The sequence below is a fragment of the Streptomyces sp. NBC_00637 genome (genome assembly GCF_045161545.1).
In the GTDB taxonomy this organism is placed as follows: Bacteria; Actinomycetota; Actinomycetes; order Streptomycetales; family Streptomycetaceae; genus Streptomyces.
Genome location: NZ_CP109046.1, coordinates 5,637,799 through 5,658,792 on the forward strand (window position 1 = coordinate 5,637,799; position 20,994 = coordinate 5,658,792).

Here is a 20,994-nt window from a genome sequence, read left to right on the forward strand (position 1 = left end):
GCGTCGCGGTGGCTCGTCCCGAGGCACATCTCGGGGTGTGGAACGAACGGTGGACCGGCCCGCGTGGCGCACTACCCTTCCCTTATGACCACGCTCTCCCCGTACGACTCCATGTCCCCGGTCACCCGCGCCGCCTACCGCGCCAAGGCGGCCGCCGCCGACCTCGCGCCGCTGCCCCGGGCCGCCAAGGACGACGCGCTGCTCGCCATCGCGGACGCGCTGGAGGTCCGTACGAGCGAAATCGTCGAGGCCAACGCCAAGGACATCGCCAAGGCCCGCGAGGCGGGCACCAGCGAGGCGATCGTGGACCGGCTGACCCTCACCCCGGAGCGAGTGCGGGCCATCGCCTCGGATGTCCGGGACGTCGTCGCGCTGCCCGACCCGGTCGGCGAGGTCGTGCGGGGTTCCACCCTCCCCAACGGCATCGACCTGCGCCAGGTCCGCGTCCCGCTCGGCGTCGTCGGCATCATCTACGAGGCCCGCCCGAACGTCACCGTGGACGCCGCCGCCCTCTGCCTGAAGGCCGGCAACGCCGTCCTGCTGCGCGGCTCGTCCTCCGCCTACGAGTCGAACTCCGCGCTCGTCCGGGTGATCCGCGACGCCGTCGGCGGGGCCGGCCTGCCCGCCGACGCCGTACAGCTGGTGCCCGGCGAGGGCCGCGACAGCGTTCGCGAGCTGATGCGGGCCCGCGGCCTGGTCGACGTCCTGATCCCGCGCGGCGGCGCCTCGCTCATCCGCACCGTGGTCACGGAGTCCACCGTCCCGGTCATCGAGACCGGCACCGGGAACTGCCACGTCTACGTCGACGCCCACGCCGACCTCGACATGGCCATCGACATCCTGATCAACTCCAAGGCGCACCGGGTCAGCGTCTGCAACGCCGCCGAGACCCTCCTGGTCCACCAGGACATCGCTCCCCGGTTCCTGCCGCGCGCCCTCGACGCCCTCGCGGAGGCGGGCGTCACCGTGCACGCCGACGAGCGCGTGCTGGCCTATGCCGAGGGCTCCAAGGCGACCGTGGTCGAGGCCACCCCCGAGGACTGGGAGACGGAGTACCTCTCCTACGACATCGCCGCCGCCGTCGTCGACTCGCTGGACCGGGCCGTCGAGCACATCCGGCTGTGGACCTCCGGTCACACCGAGGCCATCGTCACCACCTCGCAGCAGGCCGCCCGCCGTTTCACCCAGTTGGTCGACTCCACCACGGTGGCCGTGAACGCCTCCACCCGCTTCACCGACGGCGGTCAGTTCGGCTTCGGCGCGGAGATCGGCATCTCGACCCAGAAGCTGCACGCCCGGGGCCCGATGGGCCTCCCGGAGCTGACCAGCACCAAGTACATCGTCACGGGCGACGGACACGTACGGCGCTGAAACGCCGCGTGGGGGGCGCCGTGAGAGGTGTCTCATCCGGCCGACGAATTTCCCTACCGACTGCCCAAATTGACCCCCCAGGTCTACTCTGGATTCGTGCCGGAGGACGTGGGGGGTACGCCGCCGTTCCCTGACGGCTGGGAGCCCGACGACGACCACGACCGCGGGGTGTCGGACGAAGAGTTCGCCTCCGTGGTCTTCGACGAGGAGTTCGTCAGGGCGGCCGTGGTCCACGAGCCGACCGCCGTCGAACGCCTCCTGGCCGCCGCGGAGGCGAGAGCCGAGGCCTCCGAGGCCGAGGCCCGCAGGGCACGCGCCCGGGGCGACCGCTACGACGACGCCTACGGTTCCGACGGACCCGGCGATTTCGGCCATGATCCCGATCTCGACGACCTGGACGACGCAGACCTCCCCGAAGCGTGGGAACGCCGCTACGGCACCGCCGGGGCGTACGGCAGGCAGGTCCGCTGGCACCGCCCCGTCGCCTGGATGCTCGCTCTCGTCATGGGCATCGGCATGGTCGCGCTGGCCTTCGCCGCGGTCTACCGGGGTGCCTCGTCGAGCAGCCGGGACCAGCTCCCGTCGCCCGCGACGACCGGACTCGAACAGGGGAGCGTGCCGCCTCCCCCGGCGTCCGCCGACTCCTCCCGGCCACCCGTCTCGGCCGTTCCGCGCACGCCCTGAGCGCCTGTCAGAAGTTGTCGTACGGCGGGGCGTTTACCTGAGGTCCGCGCGACCTACTCTGAAAGTATGGCCGGGCCTGGAGACCCACCGGAGGGGACACCCGAGGGCACACCCGGAGGTGGAGAGGACGAGTACCGATCCGTCGTCTTCGACGAATCGTTCGTCCGTGCTGCCCGCATCCAGGAGTACTCCGCGCAGGAGCGCATGGCCGACCACGCGCCCGCCGTCCGCCGCCGTCCGCCCCTGCGGCGTGGCCTGTCGCGGCAGGTGCTGATCCTGGTCATGCTGATCGCCGTCGCCTTCGGGACCGCCGTCTACATGGGCGTACGCAACCCCTACCAGAGCCCCCTGGCGCGTCGGTCCGTCGAGCCCCTGCGGATGACCGTCATCCCGCTCTCGCCGCAGGGCGTCGTGCCCGGGGCCGTGGACGCCGAGGCGCTGTTCGCGCACAGTCCCGCCGCGCAGTTCCGCGTCGGCGCCGAGGGCATCCCGCTGCCCGCCTCCCGGCGCACCGCGCACTTCTCCGACAGCCAGGTCGTCGCCGCGCTGACCGCGGCCAAGGAGTACATCGTGCACTCCTCCCTCTACCCGGAGGTGCTCACCCGGCAGCAGGTGCGACCCGTGCGGGCCCTGATCGCGGCCGAGCAGCTCGACCAGTTCGACGAGAGCTTCTCCCACCCGGCCGCCGACGGCAGGCACGCCCCGACCGGCTGGCTGGTCCGCTTCGACCCCGCCCAGGCCCAGCTGGCCGACAGCAACATCCGCGTCCAGGGCACGCTCCAGGCCGCCGAGACCGACTCCGCGACCCTCGAGGTCACCGCGGACCACACCTTCGTGTACGCGCTACGGCCGACGGGTGCGGACGCCGACACCCCGGCCTCCCTCTTCACCGTCCGGCGCGAGCTGCACTTCCGCTTCGACCGCGACGACCTGCGCACCCACCAGGTCCAGCTGATCGTGTCCTACGTCCAGGCCGGTCCGCTGTCCTGTGCCGAGGACTCCACCGATCATCTGCACCCCCTGCTGGCCGGCCAGACCGCGAAGACGGGCGGCCCGGCCGGCACGGACCCCTACGCGACGGGCGGCGCCACGGCCCTGTGCGGATCGCTCGCGACGAGCGCCCAGCCGAAGGTGTGACCCGCGGGTGTGACCCCGCGGGTGTGACCCCGCTCAGGGCCGCGTCGGCGCTCCCGGTCAGCTGTCGGCGCGCGGAGGGGTGTCCGTGGGCCTCTCGGGGCCGCCGTCCGAGCCGTCCGAGCCGTTCCTCGGCGGCTGGTCCTCCGCCGGAGCCGAGCCCGTGAACCCGCCGAAACCGCGTCGCACCCGGCCTCCCAGGTCGCCGGCCCCGCCCGCGAGGTCGCTGACCAGCTTCATCAGCGGGTCCTTGGAGCTCTTGACGCTCGTCGCGTAGTGGCTCGCGGACTCGCGGAAGGAGTCCGTCACCGAGGTGTCCTTGTCCTCGGTGCGCTTCGGGTAGTGGCCGTCCATGATCCGCTGGTGGTCGCGGGACTCGCCCCACTTCTTCAGCTCGGCCGCGCGCACGGTGGTGAAGGGGTGGGTGCGGGGCAGCATGTTGAGGATCTTCAGCACGGAGTCGCGCAGGTCGCCGCCGGCCTCGTACTCCTCGGCCTGCTCGAGGAACGCGTCCACGTTCATCTCGTGCAGGTGGTTGCCGCCGGCGATCTTCATCAGGCCGCGCATCGAGGCCCGCAGGTCCTGGCCGACGAGGAGGCCGGCCCGGTCGGCGGACAGCTCCGACTTGCGGAACCACTCGCGCAGCGCCGTGACGATCGCCATGATCGCGAGGTTGCCCAGCGGGATCCAGGCGACCCGGATCGCCAGACTCGTCAGGAACAGCAGGATCGTGCGGTACACGGCGTGCCCGGACAGGGCGTGGCCCACCTCGTGGCCGACGACCGCGCGCATCTCCTCCTCGTCGAGCAGCTCGACGAGGCCGGTGGTGACGACGATGATCGGCTCGTCCAGACCGATGCACATGGCGTTGGGCTGCGGGTCCTGGGTGACGTACATCGGCGGGACCTTCTTCAGGTCCAGGATGTAACAGGCGTCCCGCAGCATGTCGTTGAGGTGCGCGAACTGCTGGTCGGAGACCCGCACCGAGTCGGACAGGAACAGCAGCCGCAGACTCCGCTCGGGCAACAGCGCGCTGAGCGCCTTGAACACGGTGTCGAAACCGCTCAGCTTGCGCAGCGCCACCAGGGCGGAGCGGTCGGCCGGGTGCTCGTACGCACGGGAGGAGATTCCCGGGAAGCGCCTGCGCTGCCTGCCCGGTACGTTCTCGTGGCCGGTGCCGTTCTGCTCGTGGCCGTCGTCGGACATGTCTTCCCCCATGTGCGTCTGAGTGGCCGCTACCTGCTGTGTGGCCTTTACCTGACCCTTTACGGACCCTTGTGCGGCCCTTTGCGCCCCCGAAGCAGAGCCCAGCCTAGGCGGAGTTACCGTGGACGGGCACTACACCGAAGGAGTCCCTCCCATGGAGCACCACCCCGCAGCCGCCTGGCTCACCGAAGCCGCCGGCGCCGCCCAGCAGCAGGGGACGGGGAATCTGCTCCGCGTCGTACTGGTCGTGATGATCCTCGGCTGTGCGCTCACCGCCTGGTTCCTGCTGCGGGGCTACAAGCGGAAAGACGACTGAGCCGGCGGGAAGGTTCCCAATGGCGGAGTCGGCGTGATCGCCGCCCGGCCGCCCGCTTACGATTGGGCCGACGTCGTTATCCCGCCCTCCCCCACTCTCGACTTCGCTCGAGCGGGGGGACCACCATCGGATAGGTCCTGCCGAAGATGAGCCTTCACAGCACCGCTGCCCAGCTGGTCACCCTTGCCGCCGAGGGCGAGGAACACGGTGGCAACCACGAGAGCCTCAGCCCGCTCGTCACCGGCGGCAGTGCCTTCCTCATCCTGCTGCTCCTGCTGTGGATCACCACCCGCTTCAACCGCGACCGCTGAGACACGACGTGTTCAGTGACGGGCAGTCCGGCATAGCGGGGCGCTCCGGGCATCCGCCGGCCGGGGCCCCGGAACCGGGCCGGTAGGGTCTGCACGCATGGGAGAGCAGGACATGCCTACCGGCCCGTCGAACCCGGGCAAGCGCCGCCTCGGCGTCATGGGCGGGACGTTCGATCCGATCCACCACGGACACCTCGTGGCGGCCAGTGAGGTCGCCGCGCAGTTCCACCTGGACGAGGTCGTGTTCGTCCCGACCGGCCAGCCGTGGCAGAAGTCCCACCGCAGTGTCTCCCCGGCCGAGGACCGCTACCTGATGACGGTCATCGCCACCGCCGAGAACCCGCAGTTCTCGGTGAGTCGCATCGACATCGACCGCGGTGGCCCCACGTACACCGTGGACACGCTGCGCGACCTGCGGTCGCTCAACCTCGAGACCGACCTGTTCTTCATCACCGGCGCCGACGCCCTGGGCCAGATCCTGACCTGGCGGGACAGCGAGGAACTGATCTCCCTCGCGCACTTCATCGGCGTCACCCGGCCGGGGCACAACCTCGCGGACCCCGGTCTGCCCGAAGGCGGAGTCTCGCTCGTCGAGGTTCCCGCGCTCGCCATCTCCTCCACCGACTGCCGCGCGAGAGTCGCCAAGGGCGACCCCGTCTGGTATCTGGTGCCGGACGGCGTCGTGCGCTACATCGACAAGCGCGAGCTGTACCGCGGCGAGTGAGCCGAGAGGGGTACCGGTGAACGACCGATACGACGCGGGGTACGGGGACGACCAGTACGAGCTCGTCGGCTACGACGAGTTCGGACAGCCCGTCTACCGACAGGTCCCGGCGCGGCAGATGCCGCAGCAGCCCTACGACCCGTACGGGCAGCAGGGGCAGCAGTCCCAGGGGCAGCAGGGCTACGGCTACGACCCCTACGCCACGGGCGGGCAGCAGCAGACGCCCGCGTACGACCCGTACGACACCGGTCGGCAGCCGGCCACGCCCGCGTACGACCCGTACGACACCGGTCGGCAGGCTCCCGTCGACCACGACCCCTACGGCACCGCCACCCAGGTCCCGTACGACCCCTACGGGCAGACCGTCGCCGGCGGACAGCAGCCCCGGGCCGAACAGGCCCGGGTCGCCGAGCAGGCCGCCTACATCCCGCAGCAGGGCCGCCCGGTCGGGACCGGGGCCCAGGCGGAGACCGGCACCGGCATCGACGCCGACGCACGGCCCGGCGCGACGACGGACGGGAGCGGTGCGCCCGGAGCTTCCGGCCGGCCCCAACAGGACTACGAGACCGAGCAGTTCGCGTTCGTGGAGGAGCCCGACGGCGACTCCGAGGACGTGATCGACTGGCTGAACTTCACCGAGAACCGCACCGAACGCCGGGAGGAGGCCAAACGCCGCGCCCGCGGCCGCCTCGTCGCCCTCGCCGTGGTCCTGGCCCTGGTCGCGAGCGGCGGAGTCGGTTACCTCTGGTACGCCGGGAAGCTGCCCGGCCTGTCGTCGTCCTCGGACTCCGGCACCGGCGCCACGACCGCCACCGCGGCGCAGAAGCGCGACGTGATCGTCGTCCACCTGCACAACACCACCGGGGGCGGCACCTCCACGGTGCTGCTCGTCGACAACACCACCACCAAGCAGGCCGCCACGGTCCTGCTGCCCAACTCCCTCGTGGTCACCGACGAGGACGGCACCACGACCACCCTCGCCAAGTCAGTCGACGACGACGGCTCGGCCGGCACCCGCGAAGCCCTCGACACCGTCCTCGGCACCGACATCCAGGGCACCTGGCGGCTCGACACGCCCTACCTCCAGAACCTCGTCGACCTCGTCGGCAACATCGAGGTCGACACGGATGCCGCCGTGCCCGACCCGGCCGCCAAGAAGGGCGGGGCGTCCCTCGTCGGCAAGGGCAAGGGGCAGACCCTCAGCGGCAAGATGGCTGTCGCCTACGCCACCTACCGGGCCGCGGGCGAGGCCCAGAACGCCCAGCTGGAGCGGTTCGGCCAGGTCATGCAGGGAGTGCTGCGCAAGGTGTCGTCCGACGCGCAGGGCGCCACCGTCACCGTCCAGACCCTGGCGCAGATCCTCGACCCGTCGCTGACCGACAAGGACCTCGGCACCTTCCTGGCCAAGCTCGCGGACCTCGCCAAGGGCGGCGACTACAAGACCGCGCTGCTGCCCGTGCAGACCGACGGCACCCTCAACGCCGAGGCCAGCGCGAGCGTCGTCAAGGACGTCCTCGGCGGCGCCGCGAAGAGCCCCGACAAGGACGCGGCCGTCAGCGTCTCCGTCCAGAACGCCAGCGGCACCAAGGCCAACACCGAGGACGCGCGCGTGGTGCTCCTCAACGGCGGTTTCACCTTCCTGGCGGCCGCCACCCCGTCGAACACGAAGGCCACCTCCCAGGTGCTCTACGCGGATCCCGCCGGCAAGGAGAACGCCACCGAGGTCGCCAAGACCCTGGGCCTGGACGCCGACGTGGTGAAGAAGGGCACGGTCGCCGCGAACGCCGACGTCGCGGTCGTCCTGGGCGAGGACTACCAGCCCACCTCGGCCGGGTCGGCCGGCTGAGAGCAGGCGCGGGGACCGGACGCAAAACGGCCCCCGCGCCGGTGATCCCTTCCGTTCGTGGGGTGCCGTCGGCGGTCCGTGAGACCCTTGGGGACAAGTGTCCGCCGACGGAAAGCCACGTAGTGACCGCCACCGACCGCTCCATCGAGCTCATCCAGTCCGCCGCCCAGGCGGCTGCCGACAAGCTCGCGCACGACATCATCGCCTACGACGTCAGCGACGTGCTGTCGATCACGGACGCCTTCCTGCTGGCCTCCGCGCCCAACGACCGCCAGGTCAAGTCGATCGTCGACGAGATCGAGGAGCGCCTCCAGAAGGAGCTCGGCGCCAAGCCCGTACGCCGCGAGGGTGACCGCGACGCCCGCTGGATCCTGCTCGACTACGTCGACATCGTCGTCCACGTCCAGCACAGCGAGGAGCGTGTCTTCTACGCTCTGGAGCGCCTGTGGAAGGACTGCCCCGAGCTGGAGCTGCCCGCCGACGCCAAGGCGACCCGCGGCAAGGCCCAGGAGCACGCGAAGCTGCAGGCCGAGGCCGAGGAGGACGACACCGCCGGATTCGGGGACCTGCGGTGAGCGCCCCCACCCCCGCGGAGCCGGCCGGCGACAGCCGGACGGGCCGTGGCCGCCGCGTCATCCTGTGGCGGCACGGCCAGACCGCCTGGAACGTGGAGCGCCGCTTCCAGGGCACGACGGACGTGGAGCTGACCGAGACCGGCGTGGCCCAGGCCCGCCGTGCCGCCCGGCTGCTCGCCTCCCTCCAGCCCGACGCGATCGTCTCCTCGGACCTGTCGCGGGCCGCGAACACGGCCGCCGAGCTCGTGGCCCTCACCGGCCTCGAGGTGACCCACGACGAGGCCCTGCGCGAGACGTACGCGGGTGCCTGGCAGGGTCTGACGCACGACGAGATCATCGCCGGTCACGGGGACGAGTACGCCGCGTGGAAGCGCGGCGAGCCGGTCCGCCGAGGGGGCGGCGAACTGGAGACGGAGGTCGCCGACCGTGCCGCTCCCGTGGTGCTGCGGCACGCCGAGAAGCTGCCCGAGGACGGCACGCTCGTCGTCGTCAGTCACGGCGGCACCATCCGCACCACCATCGGCCGGCTCCTCGGTCTGGAAGCGCATCACTGGGAAGCCCTCGGCGGGCTCTCCAACTGCTGCTGGTCAGTCCTCGGTGAGGGCGCCCGGGGCTGGCGGCTGCTCGAGCACAACGCCGGCACCCTGCCCGAGCCGGTGCTCGGCGACGACGACTGAGGGCCGTGCGACCGCCGGGACCCGGATTTCACTTTCCGGCAGGTCGCAGGCTAAAGTTCTTCTTGTTCGCCCGCCGAGCGGGAAGAACGCTAGGGGCTATAGCTCAGTTGGTAGAGCGCCTGCATGGCATGCAGGAGGTCAGGAGTTCAATTCTCCTTAGCTCCACGGATCACCTGGTCTGTCGGTCGACACTCTGTTGAGTTGTCAAAGATCGGTAGCGACCGGTCGAGATCTGTTCACGGAAATCCCGTCCCCTCAGGGGGCGGGATTTTTTGTCCCTCCGCTCCGCAGCACGGCCGCGCGGCGCTCCGTCTCCTCGTCGTTCGGCGTGTAGACGACGATCCGGCACTCCGGCATCCCGTTGATCGACAGGGACATCGACGTCATCCGCAGCTCGCCCACCGCCGCGTGCCGGAAGACCTTCACCCGGCGGCCGGGCTCCGCCACGTCACCGGACTCCCACAGGCGCGTGAAGAGCGGGCTCGCCTGCGAGAGCCTGCGTATGAAGTCCTCCCAGGCCGGCTCACCGGCGTGCAGCCCGTACGACGCCCGTAGCGTCGCCACCATCACCGGCAGCTCCTTGTCCCGGAACAGCAGCGGGCAGTCCTGCTCCCGGACCGTGAACAGCCGCCACAGCGCGTTGTTCGGCCCCGGCACGCACGCGTCCACCGGTGTGATGAACAGGTCGCGATAGACGGGGTTGGCGGCCAGGATGTCGTAGCGCGAGTTGTAGACCACCGCCGCTCGGGGCGCCAGGGCGTCGATGATGCCCTGGATCTCCGGTCCCACGCTCTGCACCAGGGCTTCCGGCACGTGCGCGTAGGGCACCTCGGCCAGGTGGTACAGATGCTCCCGCTCCGGCGGATCGAGCCGCAGCGTGCGCGCCACGGCGTCCAGGACCTGCGCGGAGGCGTTGATCGGCCGCCCCTGCTCCAGCCAGGTGTACCAGGTCACGCCCACGCCCGAGAGCTGGGCGACCTCCTCGCGCCGCAGCCCCGGGGTGCGGCGCCGCAGCCCGGGCGGCATCCCCACGTCACCCGGCGTCACCCGGGCCCGCCTGCTGCGCAGGAAGGCGGCCAGCTCCGGACGGCGCCGATGCGTGGACCCCGTCCCGGGCCGCGGTGCCGGCCCCGGTCCTGCTTCCGTCCCTGCTCGCGTCACCATCGTCACGTCCCCCATGGTCGATGCCCCGCCCGTCCCCTGCCAGGTGCCGTCAGTACCAGCATCAGCGGGCTCTCGGCACCCGTACCGGATCCTCGTCACGCTCGACGGCATGACGACGACACCCCGGACGAGCCCGGTCCCCGCGCCCGTTCCTCCCGCTTCAAGTCCTGCTGCCAGTAAAGACCCTGGCACTGACAACGGGCCTCGGCGGCTGCTGGCGGTTCTGCTCGCAGCCCAGTTCATGGCACTGCTCGACGTCTTCATCGTGAACGTCGCGGCCCCCACGATCGGTTCCGACCTGAACGCCTCCGGCGCGGACCTCCAACTGGTGGTCGCCGGATACGCCATCACGTACTCGGTGCTGCTGATCACCGGCGCGCGCCTCGGCGATCGGTTCGGGCACGGCCGTGTCCACCTGGCCGGGCTCGCTCTCTTCACGACCGCCTCGCTGGCCTGCGGGCTGGCCCACGACAGCACCCAACTGATCGTGTTCCGGCTGGTGCAGGGTGCCGGGTCGGCGGTGATGATCCCGCAGGTACTCAGCCTGATCCAGCGGACGTTCACCGGGGGTGCCCGCGTGCGGGCCCTGGGCGCCTACTCGGCGGTCCTCGCCGTAGGCGCGGCGGCCGGGCAGGTGGTGGGCGGTGTCCTGGTCGCCGCCGACCTGCTGGGCGCCGGCTGGCGTCCGGTGTTCCTCGTGAACGTGCCGGTGGGGCTGGTCCTGCTGGTCGTCGGCAGGCGCGTCCTGCCGCGCGGTGGGGGAGTGGGACCGGCAGCGGCGGGTGCGCAGGCGCGGGAGGGGGCGCGCGGGATGGACTGGCCCGGTCTCGTGCTTCTGGGCGCCTCCGTCTCGCTGATCACCGTGCCGCTCGTGCTCGGACAGGAGCAGGACTGGCCGCTGTGGTCCTGGGTGTCGCTGGCCGCCGGCGCGCTCGCGCTGGTGCTGTTCCGCGGCTATGAGGCCCGGCTGGCCCGGCGGGGCGGTGTCCCGCTGATCGCGCCCCGTGTGCTGCGTCACCCCGGGATGGGTCTCGCCGTCCTGCGGGTGCTGGCGGTCATGGCGGTCAACGGAGGCTTCCTCTTCGTGCTGACCCTGCACGTCCAGGGCGGCCTCGGCTACAGCGCGCTGCGCGCCGGACTCACCTTCGCGCCGACCGCGGTGGTCTTCGGGGTGGTCGGACTGACCTGGCGCAGGTGGCCCGCGTCCTGGCAACGGTCCCTGGCCCCGGCCGGGTTCACGCTCACCGCGCTGTCCGTGCTGGGAGTGGGGCTGGCCTTCCGGGGCGGCGATCACGGCGGTGTCTGGCTGTACGCGGCGTACGCCGGCGTGGGCGTCGGGCTCGCCCTCGCCTTCAGTCCTACGCTCACCGGGGCGCTGGCGGCGGTGCGGCCCGAGGACGCGGCGGACGCCAGCGGCCTGCTCGCCACGGTGACCCAGCTGGGGCAGCTGCTCGGTGTCGCGGTGTTCGGCACACTGTTCTTCCACCGGCTTGAGTCACTTGGGGCCCCAGAGGCGTATACCTCTTCGGAAGCGCTTCTCACATGCATGTTCGCGCTCGCTACGACAGCTGCCCTGGGTGCCGTGTCCGGACTGGTACTGAGGCGTCGCTGACCGTATTGGCCCGGCCGTGGCAGAATCAAACGGCCGGAAGGGAGCGCGGCCCGACGGGAGGGAGTAGCGATGCCTGCGAGCATCCTCGGAGAGGGCGGTCACCTCTCCGAAGCGGCGGTGACACCGGACAAGGCCACCCGGCTCAGCTGCCCCTCCTGTGGTTCCGGTCATGTGGCCCAGGTTCTTGGTGACAATGGCGGGATTTCCTACGTGTGCACGGCCTGCGGCCACAGCTGGAGCTGATCGATGGGTGCACACAGGCGAAAGTGCGACTGGTGCGGCAGCGGCACCCCGATCGTCCGTGACATGGAGCCGGTCAACCCCGACTACCAGTACTGGTGCGAGGAATGCGCGCGGGCGCTGATCATAAAAGGCGACCCGATCGAGACGTACCGTGAGCTGGAGGGGGAGCCGATCTACGGGCGGCTCCTCGAAGAGCACTGCACGCTCAAGCGGTTCTACTCGTTCGTCACCGCTTGACCCGCAAACCGGGTGAAACCGGACGGGGTGGAAAGGATTTGGTGCTCCACCCCCCGGGCCGGTAATGTTGGCGTCGCCGCCGGGGGAACCGGGCGACACGGTCGGTACGCGGCTTCGCCGCCTGGCCACGAGGGGCTATAGCTCAGTTGGTAGAGCGCCTGCATGGCATGCAGGAGGTCAGGAGTTCAATTCTCCTTAGCTCCACAGCAGATCCCGCCGGATCGGATGCGATCCGGCGGGATCTTTTGCGTTCGGATGGCGTTCCGCCTCCCTCTCCGGACCTTTCCTCCGGGCCTGCCCTCTCCGGACCTTCCCCCGCCGGACCTTCCCCCGCCGGACATGCCGTCAGAGCCGACGAGTCAGGGGCCGCCTGTCACCGGGCGGCCCCTTGTCGTTCGTCGCTCTCCCGCTCTGCCGTCGTCGCGCTCGGCTGCCTTCGTGACGTTCAGCGGCCGAGGGCGCGGCGGCCGCGGCCCTGGGAGAGGACCGGAAGATTGCGGGCGGGCGCCTGCGCGCGCGTGTCCTCCTCGATGCGCAGGGCGAGGGCCGGGCAGCGGCGTACCGCGCGCAGCGCCTTCGCCTCGGCGTTCTGCGGCACCTTCGCCTGCGCCACCGTCGGGAAGCCGTCGGCGCCGAGCTGGAAGACCTCGGGGAGGATGTCGGCGCACAGGCCGTGGCCGCGGCACAGCGTCCAGTCGACGAAGATCTTCTGGCGGCTCGAGCCGCTGTCCTCCGGCGCGATGCCGCTGGTGATGGCCGCCGGGGCCATGCCGGCCTCGAAGAGCGGCAGAACGCCCTCCACGGGGCGTCCGCAGCCGTTGCCGAGGACATGCGCGGCCAGGTCGTCGGTGAACGCCTTGATGGTCGACTCCAGGAACATCGCGGAGCCGTCCGGGTGCGAGCACGCACCGCGCCGCTTGACGTTCTTGGCGACCTGCTTGAGCGCCTCCAGGGCGGCCGGGCCGCCGCCGTTGATGATGTCCTCCATGCCGCGCGCGGCGGCCGGCAGGCCGAGGTAGCAGGGACCGCACTGTCCCGCGCTCTCGTCGGCCAGCCACTGGGCCACCCGCAATGACTCGCCCAGCGGGCAGGTCTCCTGGCTGATCGGCAGGATCGCGCCGGCGCCGAGCGCCCCGCCCACCGCGTCGAGGGAGTTGCGGGAGACGATCGCCTCGTTGACCGTGGCCGCGTCGATCCACTTGCCGTGGTAGCCGCCGGTCAGCACGCCCTGGGGCACCGGCGGGGCGCCGGCGAGCTGAAGGACGTAGCGCAGCGGCACGCCCGTGGGGACCTCGATCACCATCGGGCGGGCGACCGCGCCGGAGACCGTGAGCAGGACGGTTCCCGGCTCGTCGTACAGGCCGGTGTTGCCGTAGCGCTCCGGGCCGATGCGGGCGGCGATGGCCAGCTGGGCGAACGTCTCGGCGTTGGAGAGCAGGGTGGGCGCGCCGCCGACGCCGTTCTGCGAGGCGCTGACCTTGCGGCCGGGCGGGATCGGCGGGCCGCCGTCGATGGAGCGGATCAGTGACGCGGCGGCGCCGGTGACCATGCGGATCGGGTTGCGCTGGACGAACGCCTTCAGCGCCGATCTACGGCCGTTGCTGAGGCCGCGCTCGGCGAGCGCGGCCTCCATGGAGCGCTGGGTGGATTCGCGGGTGACCCCCACCACGAGCGTGCGGGCACCCAGCGCCTCCGCGACCAGCAGCGCACCGTCCAGGATGAGGTGCGGGGCCCGGTTGATGAGCACCGTGTCCTTGCGGCAGGCCGGTTCGTCCTCGCTGCCGTTGACGACGACGACCGGCCGTACGCCGCGCTTGATCGCGGCCTCGGCGACCGAGCGCAGCTTCTTGTGGAAGGGGAAGCCCGCGCCGCCGCGGCCCTTCAGGTTGATGTTCTCGGAGAGCTTCGCGAGGGCTTCTCCGCCGAGGGGTTCGAGCGGCCCGTGCACCTTCAGGTGCATGGGGAGATCGAGTCTTTCGACAAGGTCGAAGCCCGACGTGAGCTGCGGAAGTCCGACCACGCGGACTTCTGGGACGTCGGGCAGGGCCTCGTTCACCTATAGCCTCCGGAAGGCGTGTTCCAAGGTTCGCCCGAACCCGGTGCGTCGAACGACGCCCCGGGCGATGGTTCATTGGCGGGACCGCTGTTGTACGTGTCGTTCTGGTTGTACGTGCCGTAGGCGGCATTCGTCTCACCGGTGTCGTACACGTCACGTCCGCCGTACCCGGGAGTGCCCGAATTGTCGTAGACCGGGATGTTGAATCCCGTGTCCTGGAGCGGGTCGTAGGCCGACGGGGGCGCCTCGCCGACCGGCGGCGGGGACGGGATCGGCCAGTTGCCCGAGGTGCTGCCGACGTTGTCGACCCGGGGGATGGCCTCGGTGGCCTGGATGTCGAACGGCAGGTTCATCCGCGCGGTCTGGTCGGCCGCGTAGGGCTGCTGGCCGCGCTGCGGTGTGTTGACGGCGCGGTAGGCGGCGGCGAAGCCGTTCGCGGGCTCCGGGGCGGGCGCGGGCGTGTCGTACAGCGGCGACGACGGCGGGGACATCCGGGTGGAGCTCATCGTGTCGGTCAGCGGCGAGCGGCCCGAACGGCCTTCGTAACCGGGCAGCGCGGACGATCCGGTCTCGCCCATGCGCGCGCGTGACGCGTCCAGGCCGTCCATGGCGGAGCGGTCCTGCGTGCCCAGGATCGCGGCGACCTGGTCGGCGACCTTGCGCTTGAACGGGCGCGGGGCGGAGCGCAGCGCGAGGGCGGCCATGACCCCGGCCAGGCACAGCTCGTACGAGATCATGAAGAACGGCTTGGCGGCGCGCCCCGCGAAGAGGCCGTGGATCAGGGCCGCGCACAGCGCCGGGTAGGCCAGCATGTGCATCGCGCGCCAGCGGGCGGCGACCTCGGCGGGTGCGGAGAACCGGTTGCGCAGCGCGCCGGTGATGCCGACGAAGATCATGAGCAGGGCGGCCAGGGAGCCGAGGCCGATGAGTCCGGCGCTGCCCTTGATGCCGAGGCTGAACGGGATCAGCGCGGCGATCAGGACGGTGTGCTGCAGCACCAGCTTGACGGAGATGTGCACGACGAGGAACGCGATGGAGCCCACGGCGGTCACCCGGTGGATCGCCTGCGCGACGATCCGCTGACGCGTGTTGAGGATGAGCCGGTCCTGGGCCACGAGACCCCAGATGACCGAGCAGGTGAGGCATACCAGTGACAGCACGCCCGCACCGAAGTTGAGGAATGCCTGGAACTGGTCGCCGCCGACCAGCACGACCACGGGTATGAGGACCAGGACGACAACCGTCGCCACCCCGTAGGCCGACCGGCCTGACCTGGGAAGCGAGCTGTTACTAGAACGAGGGTTCATGGGGGCAACTCCGAGCAGTTTCGGGAAAGCGGTCCCGCTGCCGAACTCTAAGTGGCTCCATACCGATGGGTACGAGGTTTGAGTTATTGCGCTGTTATCAAACGACAATGTGACTGTTGTGATGTCCCTTAGCTGCTGTTACGCGAAGTAACCCTTGACCTTGGTTCAGTTCCGTCCTCGCCATTCTGGTCGCACCAACGTTGTCGCGACCATGCATACGTACGAACGGCGCGGCTTGCTCAAGGCCTGCGGTACCCTAACGCCATGTGTGCTGTACGCCTTCTGCTTAGTGGGCCGCGCTGATCAGTCCCGACCGCCGGTGAACGGACGGTTCGGAATCGGCGCGGCGTCCCCTCCTGTGCGAGGGGATTTTTCGTTTCCTGGACGACAACCCGCTGGCAGAGACGATCGATGGAGCTTTGAGGACCATGAGCGAGACGAACCCCGCTGCCGCCGCTGCACCGGCGGAGGCCGCGCCGCACCGCTACACGGCTGCCATGGCCGCCGAGATCGAGGCACGCTGGCAGGACTTCTGGGACGCCGAGGGTACGTACGCCGCACCGAACCCGAAGGGCGACCTGGCCGGTGACCCCGAGCTGGCGGCCCGGCCCGAGAAGTTCATCATGGACATGTTCCCGTACCCCTCCGGTGCGGGCCTCCACGTCGGCCACCCGCTGGGCTACATCGCGACCGACGTCTACGCGCGCTTCCAGCGCATGACCGGCCACAACGTCCTGCACACCCTGGGCTTCGACGCCTTCGGCCTGCCCGCCGAGCAGCACGCCGTGCAGACGGGCGAGCACCCTCGGATCACCACCGAGGCGGCCATCAGCAACATGAAGTCCCAGCTGCGCCGGCTGGGCTTGGGCCACGACAAGCGCCGGTCGTTCGCCACGATCGACCCGGACTACTACAAGTGGACCCAGTGGATCTTCCTCCAGATCTTCAACTCCTGGTACGACGACGAGGCGGACAGGGCCCGTCCGATCGCCGAACTGGTCGCCCGGTTCGAGTCCGGTGAGCGCGCCGTACCGGGCACCACGCGCGCGTGGAACGAACTGAGCGCCACCGAGCGCGCCGACGTCCTGAGCGGGTTCCGGCTGGCCTACGCCTCCGACGCCCCGGTCAACTGGTGCCCCGGTCTGGGCACCGTGCTGGCCAACGAGGAGGTCACCGCCGACGGCCGTTCCGAGCGCGGCAACTTCCCCGTCTTCAAGGCCAAGCTGCGCCAGTGGAACATGCGCATCACGGCCTACGCCGACCGCCTGCTGGACGACCTGGACGCGCTGGACTGGCCCGAGGCCATCAAGCTGCAGCAGCGCAACTGGATCGGCCGCTCGGAGGGCGCCCGCGTCGACTTCCCCGTGGACGGCGAGCGCATCACCGTCTTCACCACGCGCCCGGACACCCTGTTCGGCGCGACGTACATGGTCCTGGCGCCCGAGCACCCGCTGATCGACAAGTTCACCCCGGACGCCTGGCCCGAGGGCACGCACGACGTCTGGACCGGCGGCCACGCGACCCCGGCCGAGGCCGTCGCCGCGTACCGGGCGCAGGCCGCGTCGAAGTCCGACGTCGAGCGCCAGGCCGAGGCCAAGGACAAGACCGGCGTCTTCACCGGCGTGTACGCGACCAACCCGGTCAACGGCGAGCAGGTCCCCGTCTTCGTCGCCGACTACGTGCTGATGGGCTACGGCACGGGCGCGATCATGGCCGTCCCGGCGGGCGACCAGCGCGACTTCGAGTTCGCGCGCGCCTTCGAGCTGCCGATCCGCTGCGTCGTCGAGCCGACCGACGGCCGCGGTACCGACACCTCGACGTGGGAGAACGCCTTCGGGTCCTACGACGCCAAGATCATCGCCTCGTCCAACGAGGAGATCTCGCTGGACGGCCTGGGTGTCACCGACGCCAAGGCCCGCATCACCGAGTGGCTGGCCCGCAAGGGCATCGGCGAGGGCACCGTCAACTTCCGCCTGCGCGACTGGCTGTTCAGCCGGCAGCGCTACTGGGGCGAGCCCTTCCCGATCGTCTACGACGAGGACGGCGTCGCCCACGCGCTGCCCGAGTCGATGCTGCCGCTGGAGCTGCCGGAGGTCGAGGACTACTCGCCGCGCACCTTCGACCCGGACGACGCGAACACGTCCCCGGAGACGCCGCTGTCGCGCAACGAGGACTGGGTGAACGTCACCCTGGACCTGGGTGACGGCAAGGGCCCCCGCAGGTACCGCCGCGAGACCAACACCATGCCCAACTGGGCCGGTTCCTGCTGGTACGAGCTGCGCTACCTGGACCCGCACAACAGCGAGAAGCTGGTCGACCCGGAGATCGAGCGGTACTGGATGGGCCCCCGCGAGGACCGGCCCCACGGCGGTGTCGACCTGTACGTGGGCGGCGCCGAGCACGCCGTACTGCACCTGCTGTACGCGCGCTTCTGGTCCAAGGTCCTGTTCGACCTGGGGCACGTCTCCTCCGCGGAGCCGTTCCACAAGCTGTTCAACCAGGGCATGATCCAGGCCTACGTCTACCGCGACAGCCGCGGCTTCCCGGTGCCGGCCACCGAGGTGGAGGAACGCGACGGCGCGTACTTCCACCAGGGCGAGAAGGTCAGCCGCCTGCTGGGCAAGATGGGCAAGTCCCTGAAGAACGCGGTCACTCCGGACGAGATCTGCGTCGAGTACGGCGCCGACACCCTGCGCCTGTACGAGATGGCGATGGGCCCTCTGGACGTGTCGCGTCCCTGGGACACGCGCGCGGTGGTGGGCCAGTATCGCCTGCTGCAGCGGCTGTGGCGCAACGTCGTCGACGAGAGCACCGGTGAGCTGAGCGTCGTCGACACCGAGCCTGACGAGGACACCCTGCGGGCCCTGCACAAGGCGATCGACGGAGTGCGCCAGGACCTGGAGGGCCTGCGCTTCAACACCGCCATCGCCAAGATCACCGAGCTGAACAACCACCTGACCAAGGCGGACGGCGCGGTGCCGCGCTCCGTCGCCGAGCCGCTGGTGCTGCTGGTCGCCCCGCTGGCCCCGCACATCGCCGAGGAGCTGTGGCGCCGGCTGGGCCACACCGACTCGGTCGTCCACCGGGACCTGCCGGTCGCCGACCCGGCGTACGTCGTGGACGAGAGCGTGACCTGCGTCGTGCAGATCAAGGGCAAGGTCAAGGCACGCCTGGAGGTGTCCCCGTCGATCTCCGACGAGGAGCTGGAGAAGGTGGCGCTGGCCGACGAGGGCGTCGTGAAGGCGCTGGGCGGGGCCGGAATCCGCAAGGTCATCGTGCGGGCGCCGAAGCTGGTGAACATCGTCACGGCGTGAGCGCAGCGTGACGGGGCGGTACGCGTGACGGGGCTGTACGCCCGGTGGGGCCGGCTTTCACGGGCCGGCGGGTGCGGCTCGGGGTAGTCCCCTACGGGCAGGTTCGGGGTTCTTCTGGAACTCCGAGCCTGCCCGTCTCGTTTACCGTGTGAAGTGCGGCGTGCCCTGTGCGGCGCCGGACGTGTCGTGGCAGGCCGGAGGAGGAGCTCGTGGAAGCAGTGATCGCAGTCGTCGCCCTGCTCTTCGTACTCTTCCTCGCGCTCGGCGCCTACGCGACGGTGAAGGTGATCGGCGCCGCCAAGCGGGGCGTCGACCGCACCATCGACCAGGCCCGCCGCACGGTCGAGGACCACACGCTGCGCGCCAAGTCCTTCGCCCAGTTCGGACCGGCCGGCGAGCTCGCCCAGTTGAGGCTGAAGCTGCGTACGTCGATGCGGGCCACCCAGGACGCGCTGTCCGCCGGCGTCACCGAGGACGAGTCCCTCAAGGAGTCCCTCGCCCTGTTCCACCGGCTCAGCGCCCACGGACACGAACTGGACAACGAGCTCAAGCGGCTGGAATCCGAACCGGACCGGACGACGCTCGCCGCGCGGCTGCCCTCACTGCGGGAGCGCACCGAGCGCGTCACGGGATCGGCGGACTCGCTGCGCTGGGCCGCCCGCGACCGGGCCCGCCGCTTCGCGGACGACGACCTCGACTCCCTCAGCACCCAGATCGACGTCGAAGCCGGTGCCCTGCGGCACTGGACCACATCGGACTCCGCCCCGCAGACGCCGCCCCCGTGGCCCGAGGCCCCGGCCGCCGACAGCGCGGCGGCAGGACAGACCTGGCCGGAGACACCGGGCGCGCGCTCCGCCCAGGAGCCGACCCGGCCGTCCATCACGCCACCCGCACCGCGCCCCGCCTACCCGTGGCAGAAGAAGCCGCGCCCCGAGAGCACCACCTGAGACGAGGACCGGATTCCCGTCCTTCGCGCGCCCGTCCGCCAGGTGACGTGGTCCTGCGTAAGCCGGCGTCCGGAGTGGTACTTGATTCGGTCAAGGGCTGTCCAGCCGCGAGGGGCCGGGCTGCCGCACGGGGGCTACGCCAGGTAACCTCCAGATCATGTCCCGCCATGTCGCGATCGTCACGGATTCCACGGCCTACCTGCCGCAGCGGACGATGGAGCGTCACGGCATCACCACCGTGCCCCTGACCGTCGTCCTCGGCGACCAGGCTCTCGAAGAGGGCAGCGAGATCTCGACCCGCTCTCTCGCCCAGGCCTTGCAGAAGCGACGTTCCGTCACCACCTCGCGTCCCAGCCCCCAGCTCTTCGCCGAGACGTATCGCAGGATCGCCGAGTCCGGTGCCACCGGCATCGTCTCCCTCCACCTCTCCGCCGAACTGTCCGGCACCTACGACGCCGCCGTCGTCGCGGCGCGTGAAGCGCCGGTGCCGGTACGGGTGGTGGACACCGGCATGGTCGCGATGGCGCTCGGCTTCTGCGCGCTCGCGGCGGCCGAGGTCGCCGAGGCGGACGGCACGGTCGACGAGGCGGTCACCGCGGCGGAGAAACGCGCCGCCAACACCTCCGCCTACTTCTACGTCGACACCCTGGACTATCTGCGCCGCGGCGGCCGCATCGGCGCCGCGCAGGCCCTGTTGGGCTCCGCGCTCGCGGTGAAGCCGCTGCTCCAGCTGAGCGGGGGGCGCATCGACCTCCTGGAAAAGGTGCGGACGGCGTCGAGGGCGATCGCCCGCCTCGAAGAACTCGGGGCCGACCGGGCGGGCAGCGGGCCGGTCGACATCGCCGTGCACCATCTCGCCGCCCCCGACCGGGCGTCCGCCCTCGCCGACCGCCTGCGGGCCCGCGTACCCGGACTCGCCGACCTGCACGTGAGCGAGGTCGGCGCGGTGATCGGGGCGCACACCGGACCGGGACTGCTGGGACTCGTGGTCTCGCCGCGCTGAAGGCCCCGCTCACTCGTGTGAGTGGTGGAGTTATCCACAACCGGGCGTTCGTCCCCGGGAATTGAGCAAGATCATCGCGGTGCGGAGAAGTGTCCGATCCTCGTGGCATGGCACTTCGATCACGTCCACGCAGCCCGAACGCGACCAGCGGCCCCGGCCGGGGCCCCGGCTCCGACAGCCGTTCCCCACGCCTTCGCCGCCCACCGGGCGGTGCCCGCGCCCGCACCGGACCCCGGCACGCCTCGGCGGAGGAGATCCGCCGCCGGG

18 protein-coding genes and 2 tRNA genes are annotated in these 20,994 nt (G+C 70.8%); 16 read left to right on the forward strand and 4 right to left on the reverse strand.

Going from position 1 to position 20,994, the window contains the following annotated elements; genetic code table 11:
- Positions 1-84 precede the first annotated feature (84 nt).
- From OG440_RS24740 to OG440_RS24750, 3 genes are all read left to right on the forward strand, one after another.
- Positions 85-1,371 (forward strand): glutamate-5-semialdehyde dehydrogenase, encoded by a 1,287-nt coding sequence (locus OG440_RS24740; RefSeq protein ID WP_406008972.1) that lies wholly within the window; start codon positions 85-87, stop codon positions 1,369-1,371.
- Positions 1,372-1,440: 69 nt separating this feature from the next.
- On the forward strand, positions 1,441-2,055 hold the full coding sequence (locus OG440_RS24745; protein ID WP_406008973.1) for a hypothetical protein: 615 nt from the start codon (positions 1,441-1,443) through the stop codon (positions 2,053-2,055).
- A gap of 66 nt (positions 2,056-2,121) precedes the next feature.
- Positions 2,122-3,192 (forward strand): hypothetical protein, encoded by a 1,071-nt coding sequence (locus OG440_RS24750; protein ID WP_406008974.1) that lies wholly within the window; start codon positions 2,122-2,124, stop codon positions 3,190-3,192.
- Between the two features lie 57 nt (positions 3,193-3,249).
- On the opposite strand, the gene OG440_RS24755 is transcribed toward OG440_RS24750, so the two are convergent.
- Positions 3,250-4,395 carry a M48 family metallopeptidase gene (locus OG440_RS24755; RefSeq protein WP_406008975.1) on the reverse strand — a complete coding sequence of 382 codons (1,146 nt, stop codon included), beginning with the start codon at positions 4,393-4,395 and terminating at the stop codon, positions 3,250-3,252.
- A 154-nt stretch (positions 4,396-4,549) separates the two neighbouring features.
- On the opposite strand from OG440_RS24755, the gene OG440_RS24760 reads away from it, so the two are divergent.
- From OG440_RS24760 to OG440_RS24790, 7 genes are all read left to right on the forward strand, one after another.
- Positions 4,550-4,711, forward strand: a complete 162-nt coding sequence (locus OG440_RS24760) for a hypothetical protein (protein ID WP_406008976.1) — start codon at positions 4,550-4,552, stop codon at positions 4,709-4,711.
- A gap of 146 nt (positions 4,712-4,857) precedes the next feature.
- Positions 4,858-5,022: a hypothetical protein gene (locus OG440_RS24765; RefSeq protein WP_310430738.1), complete on the forward strand. Its 165-nt coding sequence runs from the start codon at positions 4,858-4,860 to the stop codon at positions 5,020-5,022.
- Positions 5,023-5,119: 97 nt separating this feature from the next.
- Complete coding sequence (gene nadD / locus OG440_RS24770) at positions 5,120-5,746, forward strand: nicotinate-nucleotide adenylyltransferase (RefSeq protein ID WP_406008977.1); 627 nt, start codon at positions 5,120-5,122, stop codon at positions 5,744-5,746.
- 16 nt (positions 5,747-5,762) lie between these two features.
- Positions 5,763-7,592 carry a LytR C-terminal domain-containing protein gene (locus OG440_RS24775; RefSeq protein ID WP_406008978.1) on the forward strand — a complete coding sequence of 610 codons (1,830 nt, stop codon included), beginning with the start codon at positions 5,763-5,765 and terminating at the stop codon, positions 7,590-7,592.
- A gap of 122 nt (positions 7,593-7,714) precedes the next feature.
- Positions 7,715-8,167 carry a ribosome silencing factor gene (gene rsfS / locus OG440_RS24780; protein WP_351753929.1) on the forward strand — a complete coding sequence of 151 codons (453 nt, stop codon included), beginning with the start codon at positions 7,715-7,717 and terminating at the stop codon, positions 8,165-8,167.
- Positions 8,164-8,844, forward strand: coding sequence for a histidine phosphatase family protein (locus OG440_RS24785; protein ID WP_406008979.1), 681 nt, complete (start codon positions 8,164-8,166; stop codon positions 8,842-8,844). Before rsfS ends, OG440_RS24785 begins: the two co-directional genes overlap by 4 nt.
- 92 nt (positions 8,845-8,936) lie before the next feature.
- Positions 8,937-9,009 (forward strand) — tRNA-Ala (locus OG440_RS24790).
- Positions 9,010-9,099: 90 nt separating this feature from the next.
- Here OG440_RS24790 and OG440_RS24795 read toward each other — a convergent pair.
- Positions 9,100-10,008 carry a helix-turn-helix transcriptional regulator gene (locus OG440_RS24795; protein ID WP_406011447.1) on the reverse strand — a complete coding sequence of 303 codons (909 nt, stop codon included), beginning with the start codon at positions 10,006-10,008 and terminating at the stop codon, positions 9,100-9,102.
- 109 nt (positions 10,009-10,117) lie between these two features.
- Here OG440_RS24795 and OG440_RS24800 point away from each other — a divergent pair, with 109 nt between their 5' ends.
- The 3 genes from OG440_RS24800 (at position 10,118) to OG440_RS24810 (ending at position 12,304) form a co-directional block, all read left to right on the forward strand.
- Positions 10,118-11,620, forward strand: a complete 1,503-nt coding sequence (locus tag OG440_RS24800) for an MFS transporter (RefSeq protein WP_406008980.1) — start codon at positions 10,118-10,120, stop codon at positions 11,618-11,620.
- A 246-nt stretch (positions 11,621-11,866) separates the two neighbouring features.
- On the forward strand, positions 11,867-12,100 hold the full coding sequence (locus OG440_RS24805) for a hypothetical protein (protein ID WP_003976229.1): 234 nt from the start codon (positions 11,867-11,869) through the stop codon (positions 12,098-12,100).
- Positions 12,101-12,231: 131 nt separating this feature from the next.
- Positions 12,232-12,304, forward strand: a tRNA-Ala gene (locus tag OG440_RS24810).
- 241 nt (positions 12,305-12,545) lie between these two features.
- Here OG440_RS24810 and OG440_RS24815 read toward each other — a convergent pair.
- Together OG440_RS24815 and OG440_RS24820 are read right to left on the reverse strand one after the other, a co-directional pair.
- Positions 12,546-14,156 (reverse strand): NADH-ubiquinone oxidoreductase-F iron-sulfur binding region domain-containing protein, encoded by a 1,611-nt coding sequence (locus tag OG440_RS24815; RefSeq protein WP_406008981.1) that lies wholly within the window; start codon positions 14,154-14,156, stop codon positions 12,546-12,548.
- Positions 14,153-15,463: a cytochrome b/b6 domain-containing protein gene (locus tag OG440_RS24820; protein WP_406008982.1), complete on the reverse strand. Its 1,311-nt coding sequence runs from the start codon at positions 15,461-15,463 to the stop codon at positions 14,153-14,155. The genes OG440_RS24815 and OG440_RS24820 overlap by 4 nt, the downstream gene beginning before the upstream one ends.
- 428 nt (positions 15,464-15,891) lie before the next feature.
- On the opposite strand from OG440_RS24820, the gene leuS reads away from it, so the two are divergent.
- From leuS to OG440_RS24835, 3 genes are all read left to right on the forward strand, one after another.
- Entirely contained in the window at positions 15,892-18,777 is a 2,886-nt protein-coding gene (gene leuS / locus OG440_RS24825) for a leucine--tRNA ligase (RefSeq protein ID WP_406008983.1), read from the forward strand.
- A 209-nt stretch (positions 18,778-18,986) separates the two neighbouring features.
- Positions 18,987-19,724 carry a hypothetical protein gene (locus tag OG440_RS24830; RefSeq protein WP_406008984.1) on the forward strand — a complete coding sequence of 246 codons (738 nt, stop codon included), beginning with the start codon at positions 18,987-18,989 and terminating at the stop codon, positions 19,722-19,724.
- A gap of 157 nt (positions 19,725-19,881) precedes the next feature.
- On the forward strand, positions 19,882-20,727 hold the full coding sequence (locus OG440_RS24835; RefSeq protein ID WP_406008985.1) for a DegV family protein: 846 nt from the start codon (positions 19,882-19,884) through the stop codon (positions 20,725-20,727).
- Positions 20,728-20,994 lie beyond the last annotated feature (267 nt).

Coding starts and splice junctions, on each gene's coding strand:
- OG440_RS24740 (WP_406008972.1), top strand. CDS start 85: ATGACCACGCTCTCCCCGTACGACTCCATGTCCCCGGTCACCCGCGCC.
- OG440_RS24750 (WP_406008974.1), top strand. CDS start 2,122: ATGGCCGGGCCTGGAGACCCACCGGAGGGGACACCCGAGGGCACACCC.
- OG440_RS24755 (WP_406008975.1), bottom strand. CDS start 4,395: ATGTCCGACGACGGCCACGAGCAGAACGGCACCGGCCACGAGAACGTA.
- OG440_RS24760 (WP_406008976.1), top strand. CDS start 4,550: ATGGAGCACCACCCCGCAGCCGCCTGGCTCACCGAAGCCGCCGGCGCC.
- OG440_RS24765 (WP_310430738.1), top strand. CDS start 4,858: ATGAGCCTTCACAGCACCGCTGCCCAGCTGGTCACCCTTGCCGCCGAG.
- nadD (WP_406008977.1), top strand. CDS start 5,120: ATGGGAGAGCAGGACATGCCTACCGGCCCGTCGAACCCGGGCAAGCGC.
- OG440_RS24795 (WP_406011447.1), bottom strand. CDS start 10,008: ATGGTGACGCGAGCAGGGACGGAAGCAGGACCGGGGCCGGCACCGCGG.
- OG440_RS24800 (WP_406008980.1), top strand. CDS start 10,118: ATGACGACGACACCCCGGACGAGCCCGGTCCCCGCGCCCGTTCCTCCC.
- OG440_RS24805 (WP_003976229.1), top strand. CDS start 11,867: ATGGGTGCACACAGGCGAAAGTGCGACTGGTGCGGCAGCGGCACCCCG.
- OG440_RS24820 (WP_406008982.1), bottom strand. CDS start 15,463: ATGAACCCTCGTTCTAGTAACAGCTCGCTTCCCAGGTCAGGCCGGTCG.
- leuS (WP_406008983.1), top strand. CDS start 15,892: ATGAGCGAGACGAACCCCGCTGCCGCCGCTGCACCGGCGGAGGCCGCG.
- OG440_RS24835 (WP_406008985.1), top strand. CDS start 19,882: ATGTCCCGCCATGTCGCGATCGTCACGGATTCCACGGCCTACCTGCCG.